Origin of the sequence: Vibrio navarrensis (assembly GCF_015767675.1) — a bacterium.
In the GTDB taxonomy this organism is placed as follows: Bacteria; Pseudomonadota; Gammaproteobacteria; order Enterobacterales; family Vibrionaceae; genus Vibrio.
The window spans coordinates 1,334,292-1,352,892 of the sequence record NZ_CP065217.1 but is presented as its reverse complement, the minus strand read 5'-3'; the positions used below and the strand labels follow the sequence as shown (position 1 = coordinate 1,352,892).

At 48.4% G+C, this 18,601-nt stretch carries 14 protein-coding genes; 10 read left to right on the top strand and 4 right to left on the bottom strand.

What is annotated here, in order from left to right; translation table 11 throughout:
- The first annotated feature begins 1 nt into the window (after position 1).
- The 6 genes from I3X05_RS06095 (at position 2) to I3X05_RS06070 (ending at position 8,314) form a co-directional block, all read left to right on the top strand.
- Entirely contained in the window at positions 2-625 is a 624-nt protein-coding gene (locus tag I3X05_RS06095; RefSeq protein ID WP_045571470.1) for a CoA pyrophosphatase, read from the top strand.
- A 287-nt stretch (positions 626-912) separates the two neighbouring features.
- Positions 913-2,166, top strand: coding sequence for an aromatic amino acid transport family protein (locus I3X05_RS06090; protein ID WP_045571469.1), 1,254 nt, complete (start codon positions 913-915; stop codon positions 2,164-2,166).
- 105 nt (positions 2,167-2,271) lie between these two features.
- Positions 2,272-3,633 carry an L-serine ammonia-lyase gene (locus I3X05_RS06085; protein ID WP_193157392.1) on the top strand — a complete coding sequence of 454 codons (1,362 nt, stop codon included), beginning with the start codon at positions 2,272-2,274 and terminating at the stop codon, positions 3,631-3,633.
- Between the two features lie 164 nt (positions 3,634-3,797).
- Positions 3,798-4,985 (top strand): efflux RND transporter periplasmic adaptor subunit, encoded by a 1,188-nt coding sequence (locus I3X05_RS06080; protein ID WP_045571467.1) that lies wholly within the window; start codon positions 3,798-3,800, stop codon positions 4,983-4,985.
- Positions 4,985-6,943 carry a MacB family efflux pump subunit gene (locus I3X05_RS06075; protein ID WP_045571466.1) on the top strand — a complete coding sequence of 653 codons (1,959 nt, stop codon included), beginning with the start codon at positions 4,985-4,987 and terminating at the stop codon, positions 6,941-6,943. The genes I3X05_RS06080 and I3X05_RS06075 overlap by 1 nt, the downstream gene beginning before the upstream one ends.
- Entirely contained in the window at positions 6,944-8,314 is a 1,371-nt protein-coding gene (locus tag I3X05_RS06070) for an efflux transporter outer membrane subunit (RefSeq protein ID WP_413470391.1), read from the top strand.
- Between the two features lie 170 nt (positions 8,315-8,484).
- On the opposite strand, the gene queD is transcribed toward I3X05_RS06070, so the two are convergent.
- The gene (gene queD / locus I3X05_RS06065) at positions 8,485-8,844 is read right to left on the bottom strand and encodes a 6-carboxytetrahydropterin synthase QueD (protein WP_045571465.1); all 360 of its coding nucleotides are present in this window, start codon (positions 8,842-8,844) and stop codon (positions 8,485-8,487) included.
- A gap of 281 nt (positions 8,845-9,125) precedes the next feature.
- Between queD and I3X05_RS06060 the strand changes: the two genes are divergently transcribed.
- Both I3X05_RS06060 and asnS read left to right on the top strand, forming a co-directional pair.
- Entirely contained in the window at positions 9,126-10,751 is a 1,626-nt protein-coding gene (locus I3X05_RS06060) for a methyl-accepting chemotaxis protein (protein WP_045571464.1), read from the top strand.
- A 168-nt stretch (positions 10,752-10,919) separates the two neighbouring features.
- Positions 10,920-12,320: an asparagine--tRNA ligase gene (gene asnS / locus I3X05_RS06055; RefSeq protein WP_193185539.1), complete on the top strand. Its 1,401-nt coding sequence runs from the start codon at positions 10,920-10,922 to the stop codon at positions 12,318-12,320.
- 55 nt (positions 12,321-12,375) lie between these two features.
- On the opposite strand, the gene I3X05_RS06050 is transcribed toward asnS, so the two are convergent.
- Positions 12,376-12,585 carry a hypothetical protein gene (locus I3X05_RS06050; protein ID WP_045571462.1) on the bottom strand — a complete coding sequence of 70 codons (210 nt, stop codon included), beginning with the start codon at positions 12,583-12,585 and terminating at the stop codon, positions 12,376-12,378.
- 77 nt (positions 12,586-12,662) lie between these two features.
- The gene (locus I3X05_RS06045) at positions 12,663-14,072 is read right to left on the bottom strand and encodes a PLP-dependent aminotransferase family protein (protein ID WP_337971011.1); all 1,410 of its coding nucleotides are present in this window, start codon (positions 14,070-14,072) and stop codon (positions 12,663-12,665) included.
- A 239-nt stretch (positions 14,073-14,311) separates the two neighbouring features.
- Between I3X05_RS06045 and I3X05_RS06040 the strand changes: the two genes are divergently transcribed.
- On the top strand, positions 14,312-14,611 hold the full coding sequence (locus I3X05_RS06040; RefSeq protein ID WP_045571461.1) for a hypothetical protein: 300 nt from the start codon (positions 14,312-14,314) through the stop codon (positions 14,609-14,611).
- An 83-nt stretch (positions 14,612-14,694) separates the two neighbouring features.
- Here the strand turns inward: I3X05_RS06040 and I3X05_RS06035 are convergent, their stop codons facing one another.
- Positions 14,695-16,707: a methyl-accepting chemotaxis protein gene (locus I3X05_RS06035; protein WP_202933177.1), complete on the bottom strand. Its 2,013-nt coding sequence runs from the start codon at positions 16,705-16,707 to the stop codon at positions 14,695-14,697.
- 372 nt (positions 16,708-17,079) lie between these two features.
- Between I3X05_RS06035 and I3X05_RS06030 the strand changes: the two genes are divergently transcribed.
- A complete protein-coding gene (locus I3X05_RS06030) occupies positions 17,080-18,531 on the top strand; it encodes an HD-GYP domain-containing protein (RefSeq protein WP_045571459.1) in 1,452 nt (483 codons plus the stop codon).
- Positions 18,532-18,601: the final 70 nt, after the last annotated feature.

Below are 18,601 nucleotides of genomic sequence, written 5' to 3'. Positions count from 1 at the left end.
ATTGCCACGAGGTGCGACTTTGCTTGAGCTAAATAGAGACACACTACTGCAAAAGTTTCAGTTGCACCTTCCGGTTGGTTACCATGCCGAAAGCTTGGGCCGCATGGCCCATCTCAATCCCACTCAGCTGAGAAAAGCCGCGGTATTGGTCGGTTTTGTCGAGCGTAGCCATGGGCTGAATGTGATCCTCACTAAACGCGCTTCGCACCTCAAACATCACCCAGGGCAAATCAGCTTTCCCGGCGGGAAATTTGAACCCGACGATTCGTCGTTAGTGGCAACCGCGCTCAGAGAGACATTTGAAGAGGTGGGCATTACACCATCACAGATCTCCGTATTCGGCCAGATGCCCGAACTGGTAACGGTTAGCCGCTATAAAGTGACCCCAATCTTGGCTTTTGTCGCCGCTGATTACCAAACGCGCATCGACAGAAACGAGGTCGAGGAGGTGTTTGAAGTGCCTGTGCGCCATCTTCTTGATCGCCAGCAGTTGAGAAGCGCCAAATTTCGAGTCAATCAGTCGCATCATCGCGTGTTCGCCATTCCCTACCAGCATCATTTCATCTGGGGAATGACGGCGCAAATCATTCACGCCATGCAGCAGCAACTGGTGAAATTAAGCTAGCCGAAATTACTTCAGCTAATCTTGTTGCCTTAATTTATCTCATGAAAAAATAAAGCAAACGTTTAACGTGAGAAAAATTTATACAAACCGCCCTTCGAATAACTTTTTCTAATCGATTGCATTAGCAATAATCAGGTGTAGCACATCATTTTCGTGATAAAAAACCGGTTTTTGACATATCATTCAATAAGCCCAACCAATACATGATTTAGATCTACTTTTCTTGCAAGAAAAAATTGCAAAATTGCACCCGACTTATTTCCTGTTCCCAAAAATGAGTATTACAAATGAATACAACCTCTAATACGGCTTCTGCCGTACAATCGTCTAGTAAGTTTACTTACCAAGATTTCACCTGGTGCCTATCACTTTTTGGTACCGCTGTCGGCGCTGGTGTGCTGTTCCTGCCAATTAAAGCAGGCGCAGGCGGCTTCTGGCCATTGGTTATGTTGGCGCTGATCGCCGCACCAATGACTTGGTTCGCGCACAAATCGTTGGCGCGTTTCGTCCTTTCCTCTAAGAACCCTGAAGCAGACATTACAGACACTGTAGAAGAGCATTTCGGTAAGACTGGCGCAAACCTTATTACTTTTGCCTACTTTTTCGCTATCTACCCAATTGTTCTAATTTACGGTGTTGGTATCACTAACACAGTGGATTCTTTCCTCGTCAACCAAATGGGCATGGCTTCTATTCCACGTCCACTGCTATCTGGTGCGTTAATCCTAGCGATGACCGCTGGCGTGGTATTTGGCAAAGAGCTGATGCTCAAAGCGACTTCCGCGATGGTTTATCCGCTGGTTTTTGTTCTGCTGGCACTCTCTTTCTATCTGATCCCAGAGTGGAACACCTCCATGGTGGAAGTGGCACCGGATTGGTCAGCGATGCCGACCGTGGTTTGGCTAGCGATTCCAATCATCGTGTTCTCGTTCAACCACAGCCCGATCATTTCTCAATTTTCTAAAGAGCAGCGCAAACAGTTTGGTGACGAAGCGGTGAAGAAAACCGACTCTATCACTGGCGGCGCGGCGATGATGCTGATGGGCTTTGTGATGTTCTTCGTTTTCTCAGTGGTACTTTCTATGTCTCCTGAGCAACTGGCGTCAGCGAAAGAGCAAAACATTTCGGTGCTTTCTTACCTAGCAAACGTGCACGAGTCTCCGCTGATCTCTTACTTGGGTCCACTAGTGGCGTTTGCAGCGATCACCTCTAGCTACTTCGGCCACTTCCTCGGTGCGCATGAAGGTTTGGTTGGTCTGTTCAAATCTCGTTCAAACGCATCAATCAGCAAGATTGAAAAAGCTTCTCTTGTGTTCATCGTGATCACCACTTGGATTGTCGCGATGGTTAACCCAAGCATCCTTGGTATGATTGAAACTATGGGCGCGCCAATGATTGCCGCTATCCTGTTCTTGATGCCAGTGTTTGCAATGCAGAAGGTGCCTGCAATGGCGAAGTTCAAAACTTCAGCGCCTGTACAGATTTTTACAGTTATCTGTGGTCTTGCGTCTATTACTTCTGTAATCTACGGCGCGCTTTAATCTCACGTTACTACGATCAGAATTACGATGAGAATAAAGAGACAAAAATAACCATAAGACCAAGCCTCCCACTCCCTCGGGAGGCTTACTTTTGAGGTAATCAAAATGATTAGTGTATTTGATATCTACAAGATCGGCGTTGGTCCATCCAGCTCACACACAGTTGGACCAATGAAGGCGGGTAAAGAGTTTATTGATGACCTACGCTCAATGGGAAAATTGCGCGACATCACTAAAATCACCGTTGACGTCTATGGATCATTATCACTGACAGGGAAAGGTCACCACACCGACATCGCTATTATCATGGGGCTTGCTGGCAATACCCCTGAGAAAGTGGATATCGACGCCATTGCGGGCTTTATCGCTCGTGTAGAAGAAACTGAACGCCTGCCTGTTGGTATGCACTGTCATACCGTCTCCTTCCCTCGTGAAGGCGGCATGAACTTCCATCGCACTAACCTCGCGCTGCATGAAAATGGCATGCAGATCCACGCTTGGATTGACGATGAAAAAGTCTACTCGAAAACCTACTACTCGATCGGTGGTGGTTTCATCGTTGACGAGGAGAACTTTGGTAAAGACAGCCAAAGCTCGATCAAAGTCCCTTACCCGTTTACCAGCGCAGAAGAGTTGGTCAATCAGTGTAAAGAGAGCGGCCTGTCGATTAGCGCTCTGGTGATGAAAAACGAACACGCCCTTCACTCTGATGAAGAGACACGCACCTACTTCGCCAACATCTGGCGCACGATGCGCGAGTGTATGGAGCGCGGCATGAATACCGAAGGCATTTTGCCTGGACCACTGCGCGTGCCACGCCGTGCGGCGGCGCTGCGTCAACAACTGCTGACCTCTGAAAAAACCTCCAACGATCCAATGGCGGTGGTTGACTGGGTCAACATGTACGCCTTTGCCGTGAACGAAGAGAATGCGGCGGGTGGCCGTGTCGTCACCGCGCCAACCAACGGCGCGTGCGGTATCATCCCGGCGGTTTTGGCTTACTACGACAAGTTTATCCAAACCGTGACGGAGAAGGATTATATTCGCTACTTCGCTGCGTCTGGCGCAATTGGCGGTCTGTACAAGCGTAACGCTTCGATCTCTGGTGCCGAAGTTGGCTGTCAGGGTGAAGTCGGCGTCGCTTGTTCGATGGCGGCAGCTGGCCTTGCTGAGCTGATGGGCGGTAGCCCTGAGCAAGTCTGTATGGCCGCTGAAATTGCCATGGAGCACAACCTTGGCCTCACCTGTGACCCAGTCGCAGGTCAAGTCCAGGTTCCTTGTATCGAGCGTAACGGCATTGCTGCGGTCAAATCGATCAACTCGACTCGCATGGCTTTGCGCCGTTCATCTGCACCCCGTGTTTCTCTGGACAAGGTTATCGAAACTATGTTGGAAACCGGTAAAGACATGAACGCGAAATACCGTGAGACCTCACAAGGCGGTTTAGCGATCAAAGTGATCTGCTAATTAAGCCTCTTAAAATGAGCGAGCCCGATGTGAAAACGTCGGGCTTTTTGTTTCTGCTTTACTTTTCTTTACTTAGTTTTACCTGCTAACGGCTTGTTTCAATTTGTGATCAGCTTATAAATAGAGCTCACGATTTTTCTACCTCAACGTTGATAAACAAGCCCATGTCAAAAGCCACCCTCAAGAAAAAACTGCTGATATTTCTGGCAATCATCCTGCTCGCCAGCACGGTCGGCTACTTTTTTTATCCGCAACAAGCACCTTTGAGCTTTGCTACCGAAACCGTCCGTCGCGGCAACATAGAACAAACGGTGCTGGCAACTGGCATGCTGCAAGCGTCCAAGTTGGTCGCTGTCGGCGCGCAAGTTTCCGGGCAGATCGAAAAGCTCGCCGTCCAGTTAGGAGACGAACTGAAACAGGATGATCTGGTCGCGCAGATAGACAGCCTGACTCAGCAAAACAGCCTTAAAGAAGCCAATGCAGCACTAAACAGCCTCAATGCACAAATACGCGCCAAACAGGCACAAATCCATCAAGCCCAAGCTGAGTACAATCGGCAAAAAGGCATGCTGGCAGACAACGCCAGTTCACGCTCGGATTACGAAAGCGCCGAAGCGTCGTTAACCATTTATAAAGCAGAGCTGGAGCAACTGAAAGCCGAACTGGAACGCGCCAAAATTAGCGTCGATAACGCCAAACTGGATTTAGGTTACACCACCATTCGCGCCCCATTTGACGGCACCGTTGTTTATAGCGCGGTGGAAGAGGGACAAACGGTCAATGCCAACCAAACCACGCCAACCATTATTGAGCTGGCAAAGCTGGACAACATGACCATCAAAGCACAGATTTCCGAAGCCGATGTGGTCAATGTCCACCCCGGATTACCCGTCTATTTCACCATTCTAGGCAAACCGAACAAGCGCTATCACGGCACTTTGCGTGCGATTGAACCGGGCCCTACGCTAATGGATGGCGACGATAAAGACCTGTCAGTCAGCAACGATGAAGCCATCTACTATCACGGCCTATTTGAGGTTGACAACCCGGATCGCGTTCTGCGTATTGGTATGACAGCGCAAGTATCGGTGGTGCTGGACCAAGCCAACGATGCTTTGTTGGTCCCCTCGCAAGTATTGATTCGACAACCCGGAGCCAAGGATCGTTACCAAGTGCCCGTTTTGGAAAATGGCAAAGAGGTTCTGCGTGATGTCACTGTCGGCATCAACAACAAAGTCAACGCACAAATTACCTCAGGCTTAGAGGAAGGCGAACAAGTGATTCTCGGCATGCCAGGGCAAAGCGCGACCTCATCAGGTCGTCGCATGGGACCACAGGGGATACGCTTCTGATGTCACAGCCATTACTGCAAATTCGCAACGTCTATCGCCGTTTTGCCGCCGGAGAGGAGACCCTGACGGTACTCAACAACATCAACCTGTGCATTGAGCGCGGCGAGATGGTCGCCATTGTGGGCGCTTCCGGCTCAGGAAAGTCGACCTTAATGAACATTTTGGGTTGCCTTGACCAAGCCAGCGAAGGCGAATATTGGATCAATGGACAAAATACGTCGTTGCTCGGCAGCGATGAACTTGCCCGGCTGCGCCGCGAATACTTTGGCTTTATCTTCCAGCGCTATCATCTGCTCGGCGATCTCACCGCACTTGGTAATGTTGAAATCCCTGCCATTTACGCTGGCTATGACAAAAACGCTCGTCAAGAGCGTGCTGCGGCACTGTTAAGTCGCCTTGGCTTATCTGATCGGCTAGATCACAAGCCCAACCAGCTCAGCGGCGGCCAGCAGCAACGAGTTTCCGTCGCCCGCGCTTTAATCAACGGCGGCGATGTGATCCTCGCTGATGAGCCGACAGGTGCATTAGACAGTAAAAGTGGCGAAGAAATGATGCGGCTTTTACAAGAACTGCATCATCTCGGCCACACCATTATCCTTGTCACCCACGACATGCAAGTGGCTGAGCACGCTGATCGCATCATCGAGATCAAAGACGGTGAGATCTTGAGTGACAACGTCACCAAAAAACAACAAATCAGCCAAAATCAAGACACACTGGCGCAAGCAGAGAACGCAACGGCACTTGCTCGCAGCCGCAGGCTATTTGACGATATTTGGGAAGCATTAAAAATGGCGCTGCTGGCGATGTCGAACCACCGTCTACGCACATTTCTCACTATGCTCGGCATCATCATTGGCATTGCGTCTGTGGTCTCTGTGGTCGCACTTGGCAACGGCTCGCAAAAGTCGATCCTCGATAGCATCTCCTCCATGGGTACCAATACCATCGATGTGATACCCGGCAAGGGTTTTGGCGATCGTCGCTCTGGGCGAGTGCGCACCCTCACCGCCGCCGATGCTGATGCCTTAAGTCAGTTGTCTTTTGTTGACAGTGTCACTCCGTCGCTCAATACCTCTGTCACTCTGAAGTATGGCAATCAATCCTTCACCGCATCGGTGCAAGGCGTCGGGCCAGACTATTTTCGCGTGCGAGGCTATGAGCTCAGCCGAGGCCAATTTTGGGATAAGTCCAGTGTCACCACGATGGCGCAAGAGGCGGTGATTGACAGCAACACGCTGAAATCGCTGTTTGCCAATCAAAACCCAGTTGGTGAAGTGATCTTCGCTGGCAATTTGCCTATCCGCATTATTGGCGTCACAAAAGCGAAAGAGAGTGCCTTTGGCAACAGCGATTCTCTTAACATTTGGCTGCCCTACACCACCGTTAGCGCGCGCATGGTTGGTAAGAATTATCTCGACCGCATTTCCGTGCGTGTCAACGATAACACCCCAAGCGATGCCGCTGAACAGGCGATTATCGCCTTACTTAAAATGCGTCACGGCACCCAGGACTTCTTTACCATTAACACCGACACCATTGCGCAAAACATTCAGAAAACCACAGCGACTATGACGCTGCTCATCTCAGCCATCGCGGTGATTTCGCTGATTGTCGGCGGAATTGGCGTCATGAACATCATGCTGGTTTCTGTCACCGAGCGTACCCGCGAAATTGGCGTACGGATGGCGGTTGGCGCGAGGCAAAGCGACATTCTACGTCAATTTTTGATTGAAGCGGTTTTAGTCTGTTTATGCGGCGGTGCGATTGGTATTGGCGTGGCGTATTTGATCGGTGTGCTGTTTGCTACCTTCGGCAGCAGTTTCAGCATGATTTATTCCGCAGCGTCGATTATTTCTGCGTTTGCCTGTTCCACCCTCATTGGCGTTCTGTTTGGCTATTTACCAGCAAAAAATGCCGCGCAGCTCAACCCAATCGATGCCTTGGCACGGGAGTAAATGATGATGAATCCACGTTATTGCACTTTGGCGCTTTCTCTGCTGTTGCTCGGTGGCTGCGCTTCTCGTTCAACCTTGCCAGAACAAAATCTGCACATCCCTGAGCAGTGGCAAACTTACTCTCAGCCATCTAGCGTACTTGTAAGCCATTGGTGGCAGCGTTTTCAAGATCCGCAGCTCGAACAGTGGGTAGAGAAAGTACTCGCTAGCAACAATGATTTAGCCTTGGCCACTTTGACGCTGAAACAAGCAAGGTTACAAGCCGGGCTGGCGGTAAGTGACACTCACCCCGACTTATCAGCCAACCTTGCGGCCAGTCGCAGTCAATCCCTTGAAGGCGGAGACAGTTCGGCAAGCTACCAAGCCAAACTGGGCGTGAGTTATGAGCTGGACTTGTGGGGCAAACTGGCGGCGGCGGAAGATGCCGCGATGTGGACCGCGCTGGCGACACAAGAGGAGCAAGAAGCAACGGCGCAAAGCCTAGTTGCGACCACCGCTCAGCTTTATTGGCAGATTGGCTATTTGAATCAGCGAGTGGTACTTAGCAGCCATGACATTCAGGATGCACAAGAAACGCTTGCGCTAAGTGAAAGTCAGTATCGTCACGGCTCTGTGTCCAAAATTCATGTGCTGGAAGCCAGACGAACTTTAGCGGGTTTAGAAGCGACCCATCGCAACTATTTGCAGCAACGAAGCGAGTCCGTCAATGCTTTCAGCCTGTTGTTCGACCAGCCGCCACAGGATCTGGCAGGGCAGATCCCCGCGTTACCTGAGTCTGCCCTGCCCGAGATCGCTGCTGGCGTGCCAGCCGATGTGCTCGCCCGTCGCCCCGATGTAAAACAAGCGCTGCTAGAGCTTAAGTCCGCCCTCGCAACAAAAGATTACAGTGACAACAGCTACTTTCCTGCGTTGACCTTGACGGGCGCTTTGGGTGGTTCTTCGACGGAACTGCGTAAGTTGCTAAGCGATCCGCTTGGTACGCTTGGGGCCGACCTGACTTTACCGTTTCTCAACTGGAATGAGATGCAGCTCAACCGAGACATTGCAGACGTGAAGTATCAAGCCGCGATCATTGCGTATCGTCAAACCTTGTATGCGGCATTCGCTGACGTGGAAAATGCGCTCTCGGCAAAAGAGAATTACTATTTCCAAGCCGAAAAGTTGCAAAGTCAGTATGACAATGCCGCCGAAGTGGCGCGAATTTATCGCAGCCAATACCAATATGGGGCGATTGATATCGCGACGCTACTCGATGCTCAAGAGAACGAGCGCAGCGCTAAGGCTTCCGTGCTGGAAAACCGTTACAACCAATTGGTCAATCTCGCCACGCTCTACCAAAGTTTGGGCGGCGCGGATCTCACCAAGGAGTAGAGTTTCTCGACGTTTCAGGGCTTTTGGCTTAAATAGGCACACGCCATTACCCAAAAGTACTTAAACTTCATTAACTTGAAATATCAACACTGTCTGCTAGCAGTAAGCTCTGAGTGAATTGATAAAAAGGCCTAGCAAATCGCTAGGCCTTTTCTATCAACGCTTTCTAACTATTCTGAGTAGATACAACCTGCGGTACAGGTTTCTTTAATCTCGACTTTACTCAGCAGTGGTAGAGATGGTTTGAGCTGCTGCCAAATCCATTTTGCCAACACTTCGCTGGTCGGGTTTTCCAACCCTTCAATGTCGTTTAAGTAGTAGTGATCCAAGCGCTCATAAATGGGTTTAAATGCCGCTTTGATCTCAGCAAAGTCAACCACCCAACCTGTATGCGGATCCACTTCACCTTCCACATACAAGCGAACTAAGAATGAATGGCCATGCAAACGACCACATTTATGACCTTCTGGAACATGCGGAAGGTGATGGGCAGCTTCAAACATGAATTCTTTGTACAATTCGGTTCTCATCGTAATTCTCGGGCTTTCAAAAGAGACGCAATACTAAGGATTTCTTGCCTATCAGACAAGACATACCGCTGAGTTTGGTTAAAGCAGTAATAAGCTATTGTTCCAACAAAATGCTATGGTGCTCACATAGTGTCAAATAACACACACAGCCAATAAAGCATTCACATCACATTTACAATAACCACACTTTGTATGGCATCACATTCGTACAATCTCACATTCGCGACATTTTCTAATCCCTTCTAAACTAACAGAGTCTTATCCATACATAATTAAAACCTATGCGCTCAACCATTACGTTTAAACTTCTGATAGCTCTAATTACGGTTTTTAGCTGCGTACTTGCTGTGTCTACTCTGTATCAATACTATCAGCAGAAACTGCTGATAAATTCTGTCTTGAGCGAACAACTGCACGATAAAGCCAGTAACTATTTTGACAGCCTCAACATGATGATGCTGACAGGCACCATGGCACAAAAAGAGACGTTACGGCAAAAAGCCTTGGCACAAGAAGGCATAGAGCAAGTCAAAGTGCTGCGCTCAGACGCCGTCAGCAAGCTGTATGGGCCGGGAAACGCCAATGAGAAGCCCACCGATGAGATTGATGCGCGGGCTTTGGCGGGCGAATTGGTGATAGAGCCGATTGAAGCCAGTTGGGGACAAGGCATTGTGGTGGCGCTGCCGATGAAATCCAGTGAAAACTATCGAGGTACCAACTGCGTTGCCTGTCACATGGCACCGGAAGGTGAGGTGTTAGGTGCAATCCGGTTGGAATACAACTTAAGCCATGTTAATTCGTTGATTAACAAGCAAGCGCTTTTTGCTATGGCAATTATGTCTTCGATCGCTTTCGTCGGCTTTTTGATTACCATGAGCCTTATCCGACGCATCATAGTGCGCCCTATTCAATTCACCTCTCAATTTATGACCAAAGTCAGTGAAAGCAAAGATCTCTCACAGCGACTAGACACCAAACAAAACGATGAAGTGGGCTTGCTGGCCACATCAATTAACTCCTTCATGGAAACCGTCACAGACAGTCTGCATAAAGTCCAAGAGACCTCCCATTCGTTAGCTGACTCAGCCAACCGCTTGACGCGGGTCGCGCAGACCACCGACGATGCGGTTAACAACCAGCAACGCGAAACCACCGCTGTACAATCGGCGATTGAAGGCGTTCAGCAGCAGCAATCGGAAGTCGAACAAGCGACCGTCAACACGACCAAACTGGTCAACCACACTGTGGATGTCGCGAGCAACAGTGCGTCATTAGCGCACAACGCCAGTGAAGATATTAAGAACTTGGTGGGTGATATTGATAAAGTGCGCGATCGCATCACCCAACTCAACGCGCAAACCGATGAAGTGTCTTCTATTTTGAGCGTCATTCACGGCATTGCTGATCAAACCAACTTGCTGGCACTCAACGCGGCGATTGAAGCGGCGCGTGCGGGTGAGCAAGGGCGTGGATTCGCGGTGGTGGCCGATGAGGTGCGTAATCTCGCCTCTCGCACTTCTGAAGCCACTGGCAACATCGGCGCGATTATCACCAACTTCCAACAAGGCAGCTCTGAATCGCTGCAAGCGGTGGCGAAAGTGTCGGAGCATGCGCATCAACGCTCATTGGAAGTCGAAGCACTGTCCGATACCATCCGCAACATGGTGGAAGAGATGCACCAAGTGCTCGAACACGCCAAACATATCCAAATGCAAACTGAATCGGCAGGCGCAAGTTGCATGTCGGTGCAGACGACGGTCGATACCATCGCTAGACACGCAGACGACACCTCGCGATCGGCGACTGAAACAAGAAACATCAGTATCGAACTTGAGCAACTGTCTGAGCGTTTAGAGCTTCTGCTCAACCAATTCTCCTTAACAGAGAGCAAAGTCAGAGCAAAATAGCTAATTTCTTTGTTGGAATGAACATTAAAGGTTGATGCTGACGATTTGACAGGTAATATGTTTCGTTGAATCTGTAAAATTCTACCCAACCCAATGTTTCGCTTAATCTTTGAACAACTAAGCAAAACATTGGGTTGAATGTTTACCTCAATGGAGATTATTTAAAACATGACTTACGCGCCTGTAAAAGACGTATTAAGCGGTAAGCTGGCAGTAGACAGTGAAGTCACTGTACGCGGCTGGATCCGTACACGTCGTGATTCCAAAGCTGGAATCTCTTTTCTTGCCATCTACGACGGCTCTTGTTTCGACCCGATTCAGGCCGTGGTCCCAAATAATCTGAATAATTACAACGATGAAGTACTCAAGCTCACCACGGGCTGCTCTGTTGAAGTAACGGGTAAGGTTGTTGAGTCCCCAGCGTCTGGCCAAGCGTTTGAGCTGGCGGCTACAGAAGTGAAAGTGGTTGGCTGGGTTGAAGATGCTGACACTTACCCAATGGCGAAAACTCGTCACTCAATTGAGTACCTGCGTGAAGTGGCTCACCTGCGCCCACGTACCAACGTCATCGGTGCGGTCGCTCGTGTTCGCCATACGCTGTCTCAGGCTATCCATCGTTTCTACCATGAACAAGGCTACTACTGGCTGTCAGCCCCATTGATCACCGCATCCGACGCAGAAGGTGCGGGTGAAATGTTCCGTGTTTCCACTCTGGATCTGGCTAACCTGCCGCGCAAAGAAAACGGCGATGTCGACTTTAACGAAGATTTCTTCGGTAAGGAGACTTTCCTAACCGTATCAGGCCAACTTAACGGCGAAGCCTATGCTTGCGCTCTGAGCAAGATCTACACATTTGGCCCAACGTTCCGTGCAGAAAACTCAAACACCAGCCGTCACCTTGCAGAATTCTGGATGGTTGAACCTGAAGTGGCGTTCGCTGATCTCAACGACATCGCGAAACTGGCTGAAGACATGCTGAAGTATGTCTTTGCGGCAGTACTTGAAGAGCGTCGTGACGATCTTGAATTTTTCGCCAGCCGTATCGACAAAGATGCCATCACTCGCCTAGAGCAGTTTGTCACTTCTGATTTTGCACAAGTGGACTACACAGATGCGATCCAAATCCTCTTGGATTCTGGTCGTGAGTTTGAGTTCCCAGTGGAATGGGGCATCGACATGTCTTCTGAGCATGAGCGTTTCCTTGCAGAAGAACACTTCAAAGCGCCAGTGATCGTGAAGAACTACCCGAAAGACATCAAAGCGTTCTACATGCGTCTCAACGACGATGGTAAAACCGTGGCAGCGATGGACGTTCTTGCCCCTGGCATTGGCGAAATCATCGGTGGTTCTCAGCGTGAAGAGCGTTTAGACGTCCTAGACTCACGTATGGTGGAAATGGGTATCGACCCTGAACACATGAGTTGGTACCGTGACCTGCGCCGTTACGGCACCGTGCCACACGCAGGCTTTGGTTTAGGCTTCGAGCGTCTGGTTTCTTACGTAACGGGTATGGGCAACGTGCGTGATGTGATCCCATTCCCACGTACACCACGCTCTGCAAACTTCTAATTTAAACAGAAGCTTAATACACAAAGGCCTCCAAATTTGGAGGCCTTTTTCATGGCTAGCCATTTTGATCTGCTCGTTGTGCATACCTTACGCCCACCACACACAGAGCAAGCAGCACAAATGGAATTACCGCCGCGGTGTACTCTGTCCATACCAATTGAGTGAAGGATTTCGCTAAGATCAAATGCGCAAACACTAACAGCAAAGCACTGAAAATGGCGATACCGATCAATCTCACTTCATCTTTCACAGCCTGTTTTGCCATGATTACCTCCTCAGTTTGTGCCTCCATTGAAACACAAAAAGCGGCCATCACTCTGGTACAGTTCCACTTGAAAATCGCTAAACAGTTCTTAGAAGAGAGCGAATCACCTGCGCCATTTTTTCCATTACTGGAATAAAGTCATCACGCTCGGAAAATGAGCTATTTAGCCTTAAATAGTTGTCGTGGCGATCATCACGAGCAAACAATCCACCGTAAGCGGAAGTCACTCCAGTTTCGAGTAGCTTTTGGTAGACCTCAAGGCTATTAACCCCATCGGGTAACTTTAGCCATAGACAATAGCCGCCTTGAGGGACAAAAAAACTGACCTCTGGTGGAAAGGAGACCTTGATGGCATCAACCATTTTCTGCTGACGCGCTGATAAACTTTTACGTAGTGTTCTCAGGTGGCTTTCATAACTGTCGCGCTGCAAATAGTGCGCAACACCAAGTTGTACAGGCGCACTGCCCGACAAGGTTGACACCAGTTGCAATTTTTGAATGCGCTCGTGGTAGGTTTGATTCACCACCCAACCGATACGATAACCCGGGCATAGACATTTGGAAAACGAGCCACAGAGCAAAACACGATCTTGCCGATCATACGCTTTTAAAGGCAGCGGCCTTGGCATGGCAAATGCGAGTTCCGCGTAAACATCATCTTCAATCACCACCACGTCGTAGCGGTTCGCCAAATCCATGACCGCTTGCTTTTTATCCGCACTCAGTGTGGTTCCTGTCGGGTTATGAAAACTGGTCATCAGCCAACACGCGCGAACTGGTTGATTGGAAAAGGCTTCTTCAAGGCGGCGTAGACAGAGCCCTGAAGTGGCATCAACTGGCACTTCAATCGCATTTAGCCCTAAACGCTCAACCGCTTGCAGCGCGCCATAGAACGTCGGCGTTTCAATCACCACATAATCCCCTTTATTGACCACGGCCTGAAGGCTGAGATTGAGTGCTTCCAACGCGCCAGAGGTGATCACAATGTCGTCGTGTGAGATGTCCATTCCTTGCTGTATGTAGCGCTGCGCAATCAACCTACGCAACGATTCACAACCGGGCGGCAGGTTGTCGGCCAGCAAATCTACCGACATCTTGCGCCCGGAACTGGCCAAGTTGCGATTTAGTGCCGCGAGTGGAAACAAGCTCGGGTCAGGAAAGGCCGAACCCAACGGCACCGCGGCTTTATTACTTTGGTGCTTGAGGAAATCATACAGTTCGTCGTCAATCGATTGTCGTATGGCAGGACTAGTCGCTCTCGTATCGGCAAAACGCGCTAAGTCCGGCGTGACAAAATAGCCCGATTGCGGTTTGGCACTGATCCACCCCTGCGACTCAAGCAACTGGTAAGCTTGCAATACCGTACCAGGACTAACAGCGTGGCTGCGGCTGGTCGCCCGCACTGAGGGCAGTTTCTCCCCCGCTCTCCACGTTTTCTGTTGGATCTGTGTTTTAAATAGCTCCGCAAGTTGGCGGTAACGACTCATAATTTCCTCAGGTAGATTTGTGCTAAAACGTTGCCCCATTGGCGAATAAGGCGTGATTTTTCCATAGCTGACGCAAAATCGAGAGGGAAAAATGCTGAATTGAGACCTACGCAGGTTTAACGTCACCTAGCCTAAAAATAACGAGATGAGCTTCACGTTATTTTTATATCCTTTTGTTACATTTACTGAGATTTGCGTGACAGCAAGCACAGCTGTCCCTTAACAAAGAGATGGAAAACATGAAGAAATATAACGCAGATGATATCCAATACAAAGGCGAATCGAATGGTGTTCATAGCTGGAGCACGCCTTCAGGTCAGCCGTACTACTGGCATCCAGATTGGCTGCATATTGCAGAAGATGCGACAGGATCTCACCCTAAACAGAAGCTGGAAATAGAGAGCGGTGTTCAAGCGACCAAAACACACGCGCTCAAAGCCATTGTAAAGCAAGTCAATGATTGGGCGAGCAAAAAATTGGCTGAGAACCCAGAGATAGAAACCAACGCAATCGAATCTGAGTTTGACTTGAAAAAATAGTACTCGCTTGGTGGAAGTGAGCTTTTGGCCACCAGAAAGTAAACGCGAGCTCCGGCTTGGCGTTTACTTTCTGTTTTCAATACTTACACTTTAAAACGTTTAATTGTTGCTGATAATTCTCTCTGCAATTGATCCAGCTCACTAGCAATTGTTCTGTTCTCATCCAGAATCCGTCCTGACGCCTGTGACGTGGATTCAATGGTTTGGATACTGCTTGAAATACTGTCCGCCATCTGAGTCTGCTGCAACATCTGCTCTGCCATCGTCACGTTAACCGTTCTCAATTTCTCAATTTCTTCAGCAACCGATCGTAAACTTAGCAATGAACTTTGGGTCGTGTTCAACGTTGTCTCGCTAAGACTTTTTGAGCTTTCCATGACTTTAACCGCCTGAGACGCGCTCTCTTGTAACTTAGCTATCCTTTCTCGAATCACACTTGTGCTAACTTGTGTTCTTGTCGCAAGATTACGGACCTCATCAGCCACCACAGCAAAACCTCGCCCTTGCTCACCGGCTCGAGCGGCTTCAATTGCCGCATTCAATGCCAATAAATTGGTCTGTTCAGCGATCCCACTTATTTCAATTAAAGTTTCTTCAATATTCTCAACATCTTCACGAACAAATCGAATTACATCACTTCCCGAAACGACCTTGTCTGTTAAGTCATTGACCATTTGTTCTGTCTGATTAATTTTGCTTAAAACAGAAGTAGAATTCTCGCTGATCAGCTCCACGGATGCGGCTGATACTTGTGCGTGTTTATTAGCCTCCGCACCTATGTCAAACAGGTGGTTAACTGAATCGATAACACGTTGAGTACCGGCATGTTGTTCTCGATAGATATCAGCTGCCGACTTTGCACCTTGCTGTAAACGCGCAATCGTCGCAGAAACTGAATCTATAGAACGGTCGGTATTTTGGATAAGGCCTTGCCATACGTCGAGTAAGCTGTTGATACTCAAAGCCATATCTTCAAACTCGTCTCTTGTGTTAAGTGTTAGACGCTGAGTTAGGTCCCCATCACCATGAGTCAAACGATCAATTCGTTGATGAAGACGAGTGGTAGAGGAGGTAACTTGCTTAGTCAAATAGATTGCTATTGCAAACAATGTGATAAATGAAAACACCACAAGTATTAACGTCTTTGAATAAGCCGTATGAGTTAACGAAGCAATACCTGACACTTCATTTTCAACCGTACTGTCAGCAAACGCCTCAATATCAGAAACGAGTTCAATCAAACCCTGCGCCGCATTTTGATAGTCGTGAAATGCGTTTCGATAGGAAACATAGCTCGTTAGTAAGACATCCACCGATTGGTTATGCTCACTGTTCAGCAACTGGTAAACCTGCTGATACGTGCGCTTCTGCGGATCGTTTTCCACAGGATGATCAAAGTAAGGCGTCGAGAACATATTCCGATTAGCTTCTAATTGAAACTGCTTCGCCTGCTCAATTTGTAAAACTATGTCGTTACCACCTTCATTTTCAATAAACAACTGAACTTTATACAGTTTCCACAGCAATCCAATACTCGATTCCATACCGCCATCAGCAGCTTTCCAAAGCTCCTCCAGATCCCCTTTCCATAACAGCTTTCGCGTCGGGTCCGATTGCAAACTTTCCATGGCACCATCCCCCATTTCCTCCATCTCTTCACTCAAATCGACGAGCCTTGAAGTGAGGTGGTCGTATTGGCGCTTATCACTGCGATATTGGGAATAATGTTCAATTAACTGCTCTCGCTTAACGCGGTACGCCGATAACATTTCGTTTAAACTGTGCGCATCACTATCTGCCAATAAACCTGCTGCTTTCATGCGGGCCAACGCTTCATCCGCCGCAACCGCGTGTTTTTTTATGTCATCTAACGCCTGAGTGTTTGTTCTTTCTAGATAGCGCCCAACTGCCAGCATTTCTGCTTCGATTTCAATGCTTCCCTCCATTGCACCATCAGCGGTATCCCAGGCAGGACCAACAACGTAATTTATCTCATCAGTTAGCTTAAGAATGTTATTGATACTGTAGATACCTGCCACCGCAATCAATATTGCAGACAAGCTAAAACCCAGTGCCATTTTAGTTCTAATCTTCATACTATTTCCTTAGCATGCTTGAGCATCATTCTTGAGTGGCTCTCAAATCCTCCCACAAATATAGTATTGCTGTTGCATATTTGGTAAAAATCTTCTTCCCATCAGCATTGATGCGTACTGCAAGAGATTGCGTCCTAAATCAGGCCTGTTTATGACGCATAAAATCCTATCCATTTTGATAATGGAACAATAAAATATTCAGCCTTTTAGAATGAAATAAGCAACATGATCTTGATTGGCTACACTTATTACTTCAATTGATAACAAAGAGTTGAAACAACTCGGTTTAAAATTTAGCTTTGCATACGCTTCATACTCACCTGTGATTTGGACGTCTATCGACACATTCAAATCTGGAAAAAGGCTCATACTATGTCTGATTACAATGCGTCTCTAACGCTCAAGCTCTATTTACTTGCAGCCGTGCTCTTTGGTACCTATGGTGGCAGAGTATGCCCTATGCTAGCTACGCTCTCACCTCTGGAAATTCTGATACAGGTGTCACTAATTTTTCTGTTATTGGCCGTAATTCGCCACTTTGTTTTTGCTCAACATCGACTTGTTACCCAGCAGCAACAGGTCCAACTTGATACCCTATTGTTTTTCTCAGGCAGCCTGCCACTAGCCCTTTACTACAACATCGCTTACGACTTCACCATTGATAGCAATTTAAAGGTGTTGTTCGGTATGACGCTGTTTGGCTTTTTTACTGGCCTTTTATTGCAATTAGAATCTAAAACCAAACAATTCGACACTTTATCGTCTGATAATACCTACCCGTTGGAACTGACCGGACAACGACAATCCATTGTTAAACAGTTGATTGTAATGATGATTATTTTAATCGGCGCATTAACCGCCATGCTGACCATGGTGGCCGTCAAAGATATTTTCTGGCTAGAGCATAACCCAGAACGATTGCTCAATGGCAGCGGAAAACTCAGTATTATCAAAGAGTTTATCTATCTTGCCTTAGTCCTTGGCGGCTATGTCGTTGCGATTTTGCTCCTTTGGAGCAAATTGATGAAAAAAGTCCTACTGAGCCAAGAGCGTAAGTTGCAACTCGTGACGCAAGGCGACATCAGCCAGCGCTTGCCGGTTTTTGAGCACAACGAACTGGGTGCCATGGCCTCGCTCACCAATACAATGCTCGACAGCTTAAAATCGGCGCAGGATGAAGTGCAAACCACCCGCGACGTTGCCATCGTCAGCCTAGCCGCACTTGCTGAGTCTCGGGACAACGAAACAGGCGCGCACATCATTCGCACCCAAGAATATGTGCGAGCACTCGCCACCTTTTTGGCACAAAGCCCACAACACCAATCGCTACTTACGCCCAATTACATCGATCTGTTATATAAATCCGCCCCGTTACACGATGTGGGTAAAGTGGGCATTCCTGATAGCGTGCTACTCAAACCCGGGAAGCTCACCGATGAAGAGTTTGCCATCATGAAAGGCCACCCGCAGATCGGCGCAGATGCGCTCTCTATCGCTGAAAAACGTATGGGTTCGAGCTCTTTTCTGCGAATCGCCAAGGAAATATCCCTCACCCACCATGAAAAATGGGATGGTTCCGGGTACCCGAATCAACTCTCCGGTGCAGCGATCCCGCTCTCTGGACGTTTGATGGCACTGGCTGATGTTTATGACGCACTTATCTCCAAACGGGTTTACAAACCGGCATTTAGCCATGAAAAAGCGCGAGAAATTATCCTCGAAGGACGAGGAAAACATTTTGACCCGCAGGTTGTCGACGCTTTTCTTGCCGTAGAGCAAGATTTCTGCGCGATTGCGGCGCGCTACAAAGATGGTCAAGACTGATAAGACCAGTCGTTTGCTTTTTACACCTTGGAAAGTCGCTGTTTCCAAGGTGTTTTATTATGAAAATTCG

What these genes read in the sequence shown, in the direction of transcription:
- I3X05_RS06090 (WP_045571469.1), top strand. Translation starts at nt 913, where the DNA reads ATGAATACAACCTCTAATACGGCTTCTGCCGTACAATCGTCTAGTAAG.
- I3X05_RS06085 (WP_193157392.1), top strand. Translation starts at nt 2,272, where the DNA reads ATGATTAGTGTATTTGATATCTACAAGATCGGCGTTGGTCCATCCAGC.
- I3X05_RS06080 (WP_045571467.1), top strand. Translation starts at nt 3,798, where the DNA reads ATGTCAAAAGCCACCCTCAAGAAAAAACTGCTGATATTTCTGGCAATC.
- I3X05_RS06075 (WP_045571466.1), top strand. Translation starts at nt 4,985, where the DNA reads ATGTCACAGCCATTACTGCAAATTCGCAACGTCTATCGCCGTTTTGCC.
- I3X05_RS06070 (WP_413470391.1), top strand. Translation starts at nt 6,944, where the DNA reads ATGATGATGAATCCACGTTATTGCACTTTGGCGCTTTCTCTGCTGTTG.
- queD (WP_045571465.1), bottom strand. Translation starts at nt 8,844, where the DNA reads ATGAGAACCGAATTGTACAAAGAATTCATGTTTGAAGCTGCCCATCAC.
- I3X05_RS06060 (WP_045571464.1), top strand. Translation starts at nt 9,126, where the DNA reads ATGCGCTCAACCATTACGTTTAAACTTCTGATAGCTCTAATTACGGTT.
- asnS (WP_193185539.1), top strand. Translation starts at nt 10,920, where the DNA reads ATGACTTACGCGCCTGTAAAAGACGTATTAAGCGGTAAGCTGGCAGTA.
- I3X05_RS06050 (WP_045571462.1), bottom strand. Translation starts at nt 12,585, where the DNA reads ATGGCAAAACAGGCTGTGAAAGATGAAGTGAGATTGATCGGTATCGCC.
- I3X05_RS06045 (WP_337971011.1), bottom strand. Translation starts at nt 14,072, where the DNA reads ATGAGTCGTTACCGCCAACTTGCGGAGCTATTTAAAACACAGATCCAA.
- I3X05_RS06040 (WP_045571461.1), top strand. Translation starts at nt 14,312, where the DNA reads ATGAAGAAATATAACGCAGATGATATCCAATACAAAGGCGAATCGAAT.
- I3X05_RS06035 (WP_202933177.1), bottom strand. Translation starts at nt 16,707, where the DNA reads ATGAAGATTAGAACTAAAATGGCACTGGGTTTTAGCTTGTCTGCAATA.
- I3X05_RS06030 (WP_045571459.1), top strand. Translation starts at nt 17,080, where the DNA reads ATGTCTGATTACAATGCGTCTCTAACGCTCAAGCTCTATTTACTTGCA.